This is a genomic window from Rhodoglobus galactosidasius (assembly GCF_054957775.1).
Genome location: NZ_JBQIAV010000006.1, coordinates 211,753 through 222,867 on the forward strand (window position 1 = coordinate 211,753; position 11,115 = coordinate 222,867).

The following is an 11,115-nucleotide window of genomic DNA, read 5'->3' on the forward strand; positions in this document are numbered from 1 at the left end:
TTACACCCCACCGAACAAAGGAACACATAGTGTCTTCAGCAACAGAAGTAACCGACGCCAACTTCGAAGAACTCGTCATTAACTCGAACGACACCATCATGGTGGACTTCTGGGCTGAGTGGTGTGGCCCGTGTCGCGCGGTCTCCCCCATCCTCGATCAGATTGCTGCCGAGCACTCCGACAAGATCAAGATCGTCAAGCTCAATGTGGACGACAACCCGCAGATGGCGATGAAGTACCAGATCACCTCGATCCCCGCGATGAAGGTATTCCGCGGTGGCGAGGTTGTGAAGACCGTTATCGGTGCAAAGCCGAAGCCTGCGATCGAAGCAGACCTCGCTGAGTTCCTGGCCTAAAGCCACTTCGCTGGCGAAAGCCTCCGGCATCCACTACTTGGTGGGTGTGCGGAGGCTTTCGTAGTTAACGCCCGTGAGTCGCTCGGATTCGGTCCACAATTTGGCCGCATCGACTTCAGAGCGCGATGCGGGGTTCGATTCGACCAGCACAGGGGCGCCACGGTGCTCCTTGCGGCCAGACGGGCCGAAGTAGTCACCGCCCGTCGCGTTGAGGTCGGTTGCTGCTCGCAGCGAGGGACGAGCGCCCTGCCGCGGAGTCTGGATGCCCAGAAATACGAGCGCTTTCAGAGGGCGCAGGTACCAGCGGTCGAACATGTGGTCAGCGAGGCCTGTACCCGCGGTTCCCGGATGTGCGGCGACCGAAATCGCGTCGACATCCGCAGAATCGAACCGGCGTTGCAGTTCGTAGGTGAACAACAGATTGGCGAGCTTAGAGCGGCCGTAGGCGGCCCGCGGAGTGTATGAGCCGTTCTGGAACATCAGGTTACCGAACTCCATGAATCCCCAGCGGTGGGCCAAGCTCGACAGGCTCACAACGCGTGCGCCCGGGGTAGCTGTGATGATGTCAAGAAGACGACCGGTGAGGGCAAAATGCCCGAGGTGGTTGGTGCCGAGTTGCGATTCGAACCCGTCGATCGTCAGTTGGGCATCCGTCATCATGATTCCGGCGTTATTGATGAGCAGGTCGAGGCGTGAATGTTTCCCGTGAAACTCTTCGCTGAATCGTCGAATCGACTCAAGATCGGCGAGATCGAGAAGCATCGTTTCGATCGATACGTCTCCGAGTTGCTCGACAAGGGCGTTTTGCGCCGCAGCAGCCTTGTCGGCGCTCCTGGTCGTCATCACCACGTGGGCGCCGGCCTTCAGTAGGGCGCGGGCGGTCTCGAAGCCAAGACCAGAGTTTGCCCCCGTGACAATCGCAACCGTGCCCGTGAGGTCTCCGATGTCAGATTCGGTCCATTCGCTGCGAGCGTTCACTATCGTCCTCAATTTCGTGTTGGAGTGGTGGGCCTGAGGGCTAAATCAGGGGTGATTTGGAGCCAATGTGTACAGGCACTCACGTAGCTGAGCATGACTTTCGCTGCACGCACTGACAGAAGAGGTTCGGAGCGGAGGTGCTGATCGTTTGTTCGTCTCCTCAGGGTAATCATCGCTCAGTTTCAGGTGACAACCGACGAACGCCTATTGTTTAAAGTCAACCGAACGGGACTGCCCATGACAACACAGCCAAACAACCTCGACCAGTGGTTCCACCACTATGCGGACCGCGCCTCCGGGCTTGCGGCGTCCGAAGTGCGAGCGTTGTTTGCCGTGGCCTCTCGCCCCGAGGTTGTCTCGTTGGCTGGCGGCATGCCGTATGTCTCTGCGCTGCCCCAAGATCTGATCACCGAGTCAATCGATCGTGTGATGCGCGAGCGTGGCCCTGCGGCGCTCCAGTACGGCTCGGGGCAGGGCTTGCCGGCACTTCGAGAGCAGATTCTTGACGTGATGGCTCTCGAAGGCATCCGAGCGAGCGTGGATGACGTTGTCGTCACGACTGGCTCGCAGCACGCACTTGAGCTCGTAACGAAGCTGTTCATCAACCCCGGCGATGTTGTCATCGCCGAGGGCCCTAGCTATGTCACCGCGATGGTCGTCTTCAAGTCGTTCCAAGCTGAGATCACCCATGTGGAAATGGATGATTTTGGGCTGGTTCCCGACTCCCTCCGTGCTCACATCGCCTCGGTTCGTGCTGCGGGCAAGACGATCAAGTTTTTGTACACCGTTCCCACCTTCAGCAATCCTGCGGGAGTGACGCTCAGTTGGCAGCGGCGCCTCGAGGTGCTGGAGATTGCTCGCGAGCACGGCATTTTGGTTCTAGAAGACAACCCCTACGGGTTGTTGTACTTCGATGGTCCTCCACCACACGCCATGCGCTCTGTCGAAGAGGATGGTGTGATCTACCTCGGCACGTTCTCCAAAACTCTCGCGCCAGGTTTCCGAGTCGGATGGGTGCTCGCCCCTCACGCCATCAGAGAAAAACTCATCTTGGCTAATGAGGCTGCTGTTCTTTCTCCCAGCTCATTTACTCAGAACATCATTAGCGAATATATGAGCGTTGCCGACTGGAAGGGCCAAATCGACACGTTCCGCGGCGTCTACCGTGAGCGTCGCGACGCAATGCTTGACGCACTCGATGACTACCTCCCCGACCTAGAGTGGACCATGCCCAACGGCGGTTTCTACATCTGGGTGACGCTGCCTGACAATCTCGATTCCAAGTCGATGCTGCCCCGCGCCGTCAAAGAGCTCGTGGCCTACACGCCGGGAACCGCATTCTTCGCCGATGGAAACGGACGCAACAACATGCGGCTGTCGTTCTGCTATCCGACCCCCGATTTCATCCGCGAGGGCATCCGTCGTCTCTCCACTGTCATCAACGGCGAGATTGAACTGCTCAATACGTTCTCGCAGACAGCACCGCTCACGGTTGCGCCGCCCGCGCCATCGATGATCAACCCTCCGGCCAACCTCAGCTAGGACACCATGAACGCTTCACCCACCCGCGTACTTGTTCTCGCCGGCGGCATCTCGCATGAGCGCGACGTTTCGCTCCGCTCGGGGCGCCGTGTTGCCGATGGACTCCTTGCTCAGGGCAAAGATGTTGAGCTGCGTGATCCGGACGCCAGCCTGCTTCCGTACCTCCGCGAGAGCAAGCCAGATGTTGTGTGGCCTGCACTTCACGGTGCCAGCGGTGAAGATGGTGCTTTGCGCGGCCTGCTCGACCTGATCGGCATCCCCTATGTCGGATCGCGTGCTGATGCAGCCCGCCTCGCCTGGGATAAACCCACCGCAAAAGCTCTCGTTTCGCGTGTCGGCGTTCGCACGCCGTTGTCGATCGCGCTTTCTCGCGATTCGTTCCGCGAATTGGGTGCTCACAGCATTCTGGATGAGCTTGCCGACGAGTTATCGGGGGACTTGGTTGTAAAGCCGGCTCAGGGCGGATCGGCTCAGGGCGTCTCTATCGTCTCCGATCGTTCCGAGCTACCGAGCGCGATGGTCAACGCATACAACTATTGCGACGTCGCACTCGTAGAGCAGCGCATCACGGGTGTTGAGGTTGCGATTGGCGTGCTCGACAGCGGTATGGGCCCGGTCGCCTTACCTGCGGTAGAAATTGTTCCCATCGAAGGTGCTTACACTTTCGAGGCTCGTTATAATGCTGGTCAGACCGACTTTTACACCCCCGCTCGCATTTCAGCGAAAGACGCAGATCGCGCCGCAGAGGCCGCCCTCGCCGCACATTCTGCGCTCGGGCTACGTCATCTTTCCCGCGTGGATATGATCGTGGATGGCGCAGGAACACCTTGGTTCCTCGAAGCCAATGTGCTGCCCGGACTCACAGAAACCTCGATTCTGCCCCAAGCTCTCGTCGCGGCGGGACACGATCTCGGCTGGGTCTACGCGGCCCTCGCCGAAGCGGCGATCGAAGGACCGTAGCAGCTGAGAAGCTGAGATTAGGGGGAGTGTGGGGGCCTCAGGAGCCAACCCTTCGTCGCCATCCAGTTCGTGGGATCTTGCTCGTGGGACTCAACGGCCCCCGCGGTAGTTTCACATTTCGTGCTTTCGCACGTTGCGGGTTCCGGATCTGTCTCCCTCTGCGCCCACAGCAGCTCCTGAAGCGCAACTTCACGGGATGTTTCACGTGAAACAGAGGCGCTGAGGCGCAAGAACAGCCCCTAATCTAGCGTCCAGAGCAAAGCCGCACCTGAATGGCTGGATTAAGATTCGGTGAACAAGTCAACCACCGCCCGCAGTCCACAAGCCACGGAGCCGACGGGTCACCGATCTCGAGCCGCGAACGCGGGCTGGGAACAGGAAGTAGTGGCACCATCGAACCGCATTCCTTAGATTCGAGCACCCTAGATTCGATTGCCTTCGAGTCAAGCACCCAGGGTTCGAGAACCTTGGATTCGACAGCCCAACGTCGCAGAGTTCTGCGTCAGTGAGGATGAGAGCCGGCCGGGTGTGAGACTAGCGGTTGAAGCCAGTGTCTCCGAGTTCTTCGAGAATTCGGTTCAAGTCGCCGACGGTCGCGAAGTCGATAACGACCTGGCCCTTGCTCGCACCGAGGGTTACCTTGACGCGAGTGTTGAGCCGATCGGCAAGACGCTCCGCAATCTCATCCAGCGGGCCCTGCTTCCTCCCTCGCGAAGGCTTTACTCGAGCACGTTTCGTCGACAGCGAACCGGCTGCGGCCTCCGCTGCACGGACGGAAAGCTCTTCCTTAACGATTTTGTCGGCCAAACGCTCCATTCCTTCGGCGTCAGGAAGCGATAGGAGCGCTCGAGCGTGCCCCGCGGTCAGAACTCCCGCGGCCACACGGCGCTGAACGCTTTCTGGAAGGCGTAAAAGACGCAAAGTGTTGGTGATTTGGGGGCGAGAGCGGCCAATACGCTCGGCGAGCTGCTCTTGAGTGATCCCAAAGTCGGCAAGAAGCTGTTGATAAGCGGACGCTTCTTCGAGGGGGTTGAGGTTTGCACGGTGAAGGTTCTCCAGCAACGCATCGCGCAGCATGTCTTCATCGGCAGTACTCTTGATTACGGCGGGTATCGTTGCGAGACCCAAGTGCTTGCTGGCACGAAGACGACGCTCGCCCATGATGAGCTCGTACTGCGGTTCGCCTTCGGTCGCACCCGCGAGTGGGCGAACGACGATGGGTTGAAGTACGCCGACTTCGCGAATCGAGACGATCAGCTCAGATAGTTCTTCCTCGCGAAACTCGGAGCGGGGTTGACGAGCGTTCGGAACGATGTCGATAGGGGAGAGGCTCGCGAGACGTGCACCAGGAACCGATCGAAGCTTGTCGGTCGAGACCTCCCCGCCGGGGAAGAACACATCGACAGGGCGAGCTTCGTTCTCCTCGGATACTGGGATAAGGGCGCCGATACCCCGGCCAAGACCGGTGCGTTTGGGTGCTGCCATTATTGGGGTGCTCCTCGGTGTGCGATCTCCGCCGCCGCTTCCAAGTAGGAGAGCGAACCGGGGGAGTTCTGGTCATAACTAATAACACTTTGCCCGTAGCTGGGCGCCTCAGAGATTCTCACTGAACGCGGAATCAACGTCGTAAGCACCTGGTTGGGGAAGTGCTCACGCACGTCGTCCACTACCTGGTTCGCGAGATTCGTGCGGGAGTCATACATAGTCATCAGAATCGTTGACACTCGAAGCTTCGGGTTGAGGTGACGTTCGATGAGCTTGATGTTATTGAGCAGCTGGCTCAGTCCCTCCAACGCGTAGTACTCGCACTGAATCGGAATAAGAACTTCTTGAGCAGCTACGAAAGCGTTGATTGTGAGAAGGCCAAGCGACGGCGGGCAGTCGATGAACACGTAGTGGTACGCATCCGGAGAATCCTGAAGGAACAGATCGAGCGCGGAACGCAAGCGCTGCTCGCGAGCGACGAGAGATACGAGCTCGATCTCGGCACCAGCAAGGTGAATCGTGGCTGGTACGCAGTACAGTGCTGCAAACTCGGGGCTCTTCTGAACAACCTCGGCCATCGGAAGATCGTTGATCATAACGTCGTAAACACTGGGCGTTTCTGATCGGTGCTCTACACCGAGGGCGGTCGATGCGTTTCCCTGAGGATCGAGGTCGATGACGAGAACTCGTGCACCAGTACGTGCCAATGCGGCCGCGAGGTTCACTGTCGAGGTCGTCTTTCCGACACCACCCTTTTGGTTCGCGACGGTAAAAACGCGAGGGTGCTCGGGCAGAGGGAGTGATGCCGCTGCCACCGCTCGGCGGCGACGAGTAAGGTCTGCGATCTCCCGCGCAAGCGGCGTGGTTTCATCGAACGACTTACTCTGTTCGTTGACTTCGCTTTCGGGATGTTTCACGTGAAACTTTCTCTCTGATGCTACTGAAAAGGGGGAGTGGTGTGGCGGCCTTGCGTGTGGCCGAATCAGTCCACTCTAGCCCGAAAGACCCTTGTGATCTCTGGGGTAATTCCTTCACCGAGCACGAGCGACTGCACGTCGCGCAGGCCGGCCTTCCGGATCACCTTTGACGCGGCTTCAATCTCCTCGTCAATGCGCGTTCCCTTCATGAACACCATTTCTCCGCCGGGCGCCAGCAGATGTTCCGTAGCAGGAATCAGCTTCGAAAGCGCAGTAACCGCACGGGCTGTGATCTGCGTAAGCGCCTCGGCATACGGAGCATCCTGTGACCGCGATCGGTGCACAGTGACATTGTCGAGCCCAAGGCGATCAGACTCTGCGACGAGCCAATCAATCCGGCGCTCCATTGGTTCAATAAGAACGAACTGAACGTCAGGCCGCGCAATAGCAAGAACGAGACCCGGAAGGCCGGCACCGCTGCCAATGTCACCGACAAGTCCGGGACGCAGCAGGGGAGCAACCAGCGCACAGTTCACAATATGGCGAGTCCATAATCGGGGTACTTCAAGAGGACCAATAAGCCCGAGTTCTTCACCACGAAGCGCGAGGCTCTTAGTGTACTGCCGTGCAAGATCCATGCGAGCTCCGAAGAGCGCCGCCGCGATCTCAGGCTCGTCCTCGAGCCCCAATTCCTTGGTCAATGTTTCACGTGAAACTACGCGCGGGAAATCACTGTGTGGCGGTCACGGCCTTCGCCGCTTGACTGAGAAACGAAGCCACGTTCAGCCACGACATCGTGGACCAGCTTGCGCTCGTACGATGACATCGGGGGGAGTGCTGCCGAATCTGCACCAGCGTCAAGGCGCTCTACCGCAGTATCGACGAGCTTGGAAAGCTCAGCAGCGCGCGCCTCACGTGATCCACCAACGTCGAGGATGAGCCGGGAGAATGCGCCGGTTTTGTTCTGGACCGCAATGCGTGTCAGCTCTTGAAGCGCAGTAACAGTATCGGGACGAGACAACAAGCGAAGGCTGGTTTCTTCGCTCGACGTCACAGAAACATACGCGCGTCCAGCGCGAGCATCAATCTCGAGATCCCCATCGAGGTCCGCGATATCAAGAAGCTCCTCGATGTAGTCTGCGGCGATGTCGCCTTCTTCTTCCAACTGGGCGGCCGTGCGGTCTTCACGATCGTCAACAGGAACTGCCTCAACTGCTGCGGTATCCATGTCTGCGTCAGAAACGTTCGTCATTTCTTCTTTCCCTGCTTCTTCTTGGAACGGTTCTTGCCTATGGGTTGATCCCGCTGTGGGTTCTTCGGCTCTTCAATAACAACGGTTCCAGAGCCAGCTCCAGAGTCGAACTCGGGGGTTTCTTCGATGATTCCCTTGCGTTGATTGCGCTTCGCCAGTCGAGCTTCACGAGCAAGAGCAGCCTCGCTACCTGGCGTCGGCATGTTGCGGATAACCAGGAACTGCTGACCCATGGTCCAGAAGTTGGAGACGAGCCAGTAAAACATTACGCCGAGGGGGAAGGTGAAGCCAGAGAAAGCAAACACCAAGGGGAGCATATACAGCATAATCCGCTGCTGGCGGTACATCGGGCTTGCCTTCATCTCAGCCGACTGATTCTTCGACATGATCTGAAGTTGAGTGATGAACTGCGAACCGGTCATCAGAATTACCATGATCACCGCAGTGATAATGACAGGAACGTTGCCCTCCGCGGTGCTGATCGCGAGATGCAGGGGAGCAATACCGAAGAGCGAGGATGTTCCGAAGGATTCAGACAGGTCAGCGTTCAGTAGGCCGACTCCAGCAGCATTGCCCTCCAACTGGGCATTCCGCAGAACGGAGAAAAGACCGAAGAAGATCGGCATTTGCAGAAGTAATGGAAGACAAGAACTGAAGGGGTTGGTACCAGCGTTCTTGTACATCGCCATCGTCTCGCGAGACATCGCTTCGCGAGAGAACTGATCCTTCTTTCCCTTGTATTTATCCTGAATCTTCTTGAGCTGAGGAGCGACCTCCATCATGCGGCGCTGGCTCTTAATCTGGCGCACGAACACCGGGATCAATGCAGCACGCACGACCAGCACGAGACCAACGATCGACAGCACCCAGGTGAGACCGGCATCCGGACTCATCCCAAAGAAGGTCAAAAGCTGGTGGAAGGCAACGAGAATTGCCTCGATCACCCACTTGATTGGCCACAACAGCGTGCCAAAGAAAGCAAAAAGATCCATGTGGTGGTTAGCCCCTTTCGTGGCTTGCGGCTATAACAAAGCCAAACCTGGTGATCTGGTAGCGGTCGTGCCGGCGAGCAGGGATGTCATCGATGCCGCCTTCTGCCCACGGGTGGCAGCGAACAATGCGTCGAGAACCAAACCACACACCACGAATAACTCCGTGCTGCTGAATGGCCTGAAGAGTGTAATGAGAACACGACGGATAGTAACGGCAGACGTCACCATAGAGAGGCGAGATAACTGCACGGTAAACGCGGAGAATAATTACACATACGTTTCGCGGAAGGAGCATCGCAAACGTAACGACAGACTTCATGCCTTCACCACGATGCGGTCAATCCCTTCTGCGATCTCAGCCTGTAGCGTAGTCGACTCAGCTTGCTCGGAACCTGCCAGCGCACGAACCACAATGTCCAAACTTCCAGGGACCTTGGGAAGAAGCTGCGCAGCCGCCGCACGAAGTCTGCGGCGAACCTTGTTCCGCACTACTGCGTTGCCTACCGTTTTGGAAACAATAAATCCAAAACGTACGCCGGTTGATCGCTCGTTGCTCACAAAGTGAACAACGCAGTGCGGTGCTGAGTAACGACGTCCGCGACGAACAGCCAAGCGAAAGTCACTCGGATGCGTTACGCGGTTAGCCTTAGACAGCACCGGACGAAACTACGCGGAGAGCTCGGTGCGTCCCTTGCGACGACGAGCGCCCAAGATAGCGCGGCCTGCACGGGTACGCATACGCAAACGGAAACCGTGAACCTTCGCACGACGACGGTTATTTGGCTGGAAAGTTCTCTTGCTCATAGCTATATCTCCAAGGCCCAGCACAGGCGGCCGGGAAGAATTGGTAGGCCCAAGGGCCGGAAGTCAACTGATTAAAACTACGGCGTTAAACGGGTGCGGTCAAACCACACTTTGCACAACAGCGCATTATCCACACAGAATACATCCTTATTGGTAACGACATGCTGTGGACAACTAAGGTGAGAGTCAGTGCACAACGGCGCGAAAAGTCCAGCAAATCGACGAGAATAGCTGTGCTCAGCAGTGGATAAGCCTGTGAGTAAATAGCACCTAGGGATGGGGAAAGAATGTCGGAAAAACCCGACCCGACTAATGAATTGTGGCAAGAGGTTCTCAGTCATCTCAATGGAGATGATCGCATCACTCCACAGCTTCAGGGATTCGTCAGCCTGGTTGAGCCCAAAGGTGTAATGGCAGGCACCCTCTATCTCGAGGTACCCAACGAGCTCACAAGAGGAATGCTCGAACAGCGACTGCGTCAACCACTTCTCGACGCCATCGGCGCACTCAGCGACGAACATGCCATCAACAACTTCGCCACTGTCGTCAACCCAGACATTCAACAAGACGCCCTCTCTCAAGAGATCCCACGCGTTGAGCAGCCCTACATTGAACCGGCACCACAGAAACCGATCGAACAATCAGCTCCGCGACGAAGCGACTCACGGCTCAACCCCAAATACAGCTTCGACAACTTCGTTATTGGCGGCTCAAACAGATTCGCTCACGCTGCAGCAGTAGCAGTAGCAGAAGCGCCGGCCAAGGCATACAACCCACTCTTTATCTATGGCGGCTCCGGTCTCGGTAAAACTCACCTCCTGCACGCCATTGGTCATTACGCCGAAAGCCTGTACCCGGGTATCCGCGTTCGCTATGTGAGTTCCGAAGAATTCACCAATGACTTCATCAACTCCATCGCCAACAACCGCGCTTCGGTTTTTCAATCTCGCTACCGAGAGATCGACATTCTGTTAATCGACGACATCCAGTTTTTGCAGGGCAAAGATTCCACGCAGGAAGCGTTCTTCCATACCTTCAACACACTCCACGACCACAACAAGCAAGTGGTTATCACGAGCGACCTTCCCCCGAAACACCTCACTGGATTTGAAGACCGGATGCGGTCACGCTTTGAGTGGGGGCTGATTACAGACGTTCAGGCGCCTGACCTTGAAACTCGCATTGCCATTCTGCGCAAGAAAGCTCAGAGCGAGAAAATGCAGGTCGGCAACGACATCCTCGAGTTCATGGCATCAAAAGTGTCATCAAATATTCGAGAACTCGAGGGAACACTCATTAGGGTCACTGCGTTCGCCAGTCTCAACCGCACCGAGGTCGACATGGCTTTGGTTCAGACAGTGCTGAAGGATTTGATCACGCTCGATGAAGACAATGTGATCGCACCGGTGGACATCATCAATCACACCGCAGACTACTTCAAGCTCACGGTCGACGACCTCTACGGTTCTTCTCGCTCACAAGCAGTCGCAACGGCGCGCCAGATTGCTATGTATCTATGTCGCGAGATGACAAACCTGTCATTGCCCAAGATCGGACAACTCTTTGGCAATCGTGACCACACAACGGTCATGTACGCAAATAAAAAGATCACTGAGCTCATGAAAGAGCGACGTTCCATCTATAACCAGGTCACTGAACTCACCAGCCGCATCAAACAGAACCACCGATTCGGCAAAAATTAGGGTTATAGGCCAAAACGTGTGGATGGGATCTTGATCTGACCATATGAATACTGGGCAAGAGCGAGGTTGTCATACTCGGTGACCCTTAGGTGTGCCGAACTCTCTCAACTCGACCCGTTGTCTGGT

General features: G+C 56.9%; 13 protein-coding genes. 4 read left to right on the top strand and 9 right to left on the bottom strand.

Translation table 11 applies throughout. From position 1 onward, the window contains the following. Positions 1–29: 29 nt before the first annotated feature. Complete coding sequence (gene trxA, locus ACTJJW_RS09970; protein WP_462644245.1) at positions 30–356, top strand: thioredoxin; 327 nt, start codon at positions 30–32, stop codon at positions 354–356. Positions 357–389: 33 nt separating this feature from the next. Here trxA and ACTJJW_RS09975 read toward each other — a convergent pair whose 3' ends face one another. Then, on the bottom strand, positions 390–1,334 hold the full coding sequence (locus ACTJJW_RS09975) for an oxidoreductase (RefSeq protein WP_462644247.1): 945 nt from the start codon (positions 1,332–1,334) through the stop codon (positions 390–392). A 237-nt stretch (positions 1,335–1,571) separates the two neighbouring features. Here ACTJJW_RS09975 and ACTJJW_RS09980 point away from each other — a divergent pair, with 237 nt between their 5' ends. Together ACTJJW_RS09980 and ACTJJW_RS09985 are read left to right on the top strand one after the other, a co-directional pair. After that, positions 1,572–2,876, top strand: a complete 1,305-nt coding sequence (locus ACTJJW_RS09980; RefSeq protein WP_462644249.1) for an aminotransferase-like domain-containing protein — start codon at positions 1,572–1,574, stop codon at positions 2,874–2,876. Between the two features lie 6 nt (positions 2,877–2,882). After that, on the top strand, positions 2,883–3,836 hold the full coding sequence (locus tag ACTJJW_RS09985) for a D-alanine--D-alanine ligase family protein (protein WP_462644251.1): 954 nt from the start codon (positions 2,883–2,885) through the stop codon (positions 3,834–3,836). 534 nt (positions 3,837–4,370) lie between these two features. On the opposite strand, the gene ACTJJW_RS09990 is transcribed toward ACTJJW_RS09985, so the two are convergent. From ACTJJW_RS09990 to rpmH, 8 genes are all read right to left on the bottom strand, one after another. Next, a complete protein-coding gene (locus ACTJJW_RS09990; RefSeq protein ID WP_462644253.1) occupies positions 4,371–5,321 on the bottom strand; it encodes a ParB/RepB/Spo0J family partition protein in 951 nt (316 codons plus the stop codon). Continuing rightward, complete coding sequence (locus ACTJJW_RS09995; RefSeq protein WP_462644255.1) at positions 5,321–6,238, bottom strand: ParA family protein; 918 nt, start codon at positions 6,236–6,238, stop codon at positions 5,321–5,323. Before ACTJJW_RS09995 ends, ACTJJW_RS09990 begins: the two co-directional genes overlap by 1 nt. 65 nt (positions 6,239–6,303) lie before the next feature. Further along, complete coding sequence (gene rsmG / locus ACTJJW_RS10000; RefSeq protein ID WP_462644257.1) at positions 6,304–6,939, bottom strand: 16S rRNA (guanine(527)-N(7))-methyltransferase RsmG; 636 nt, start codon at positions 6,937–6,939, stop codon at positions 6,304–6,306. Between the two features lie 14 nt (positions 6,940–6,953). Beyond that, positions 6,954–7,490, bottom strand: a complete 537-nt coding sequence (locus ACTJJW_RS10005) for a Jag family protein (RefSeq protein WP_462644259.1) — start codon at positions 7,488–7,490, stop codon at positions 6,954–6,956. After that, positions 7,487–8,482 (bottom strand): membrane protein insertase YidC, encoded by a 996-nt coding sequence (gene yidC, locus ACTJJW_RS10010; RefSeq protein WP_462644261.1) that lies wholly within the window; start codon positions 8,480–8,482, stop codon positions 7,487–7,489. Before yidC ends, ACTJJW_RS10005 begins: the two co-directional genes overlap by 4 nt. Before the next feature lie 7 nt (positions 8,483–8,489). Beyond that, positions 8,490–8,801 (bottom strand): membrane protein insertion efficiency factor YidD, encoded by a 312-nt coding sequence (yidD, locus tag ACTJJW_RS10015; RefSeq protein WP_462644263.1) that lies wholly within the window; start codon positions 8,799–8,801, stop codon positions 8,490–8,492. Further along, entirely contained in the window at positions 8,798–9,139 is a 342-nt protein-coding gene (gene rnpA / locus ACTJJW_RS10020; protein WP_462644265.1) for a ribonuclease P protein component, read from the bottom strand. Before rnpA ends, yidD begins: the two co-directional genes overlap by 4 nt. Positions 9,140–9,148: 9 nt before the next feature. Next, a complete protein-coding gene (rpmH, locus tag ACTJJW_RS10025) occupies positions 9,149–9,286 on the bottom strand; it encodes a 50S ribosomal protein L34 (protein WP_010204566.1) in 138 nt (45 codons plus the stop codon). A 287-nt stretch (positions 9,287–9,573) separates the two neighbouring features. Here rpmH and dnaA point away from each other — a divergent pair, with 287 nt between their 5' ends. Further along, on the top strand, positions 9,574–10,989 hold the full coding sequence (gene dnaA, locus ACTJJW_RS10030) for a chromosomal replication initiator protein DnaA (RefSeq protein ID WP_462644269.1): 1,416 nt from the start codon (positions 9,574–9,576) through the stop codon (positions 10,987–10,989). Positions 10,990–11,115: the final 126 nt, after the last annotated feature.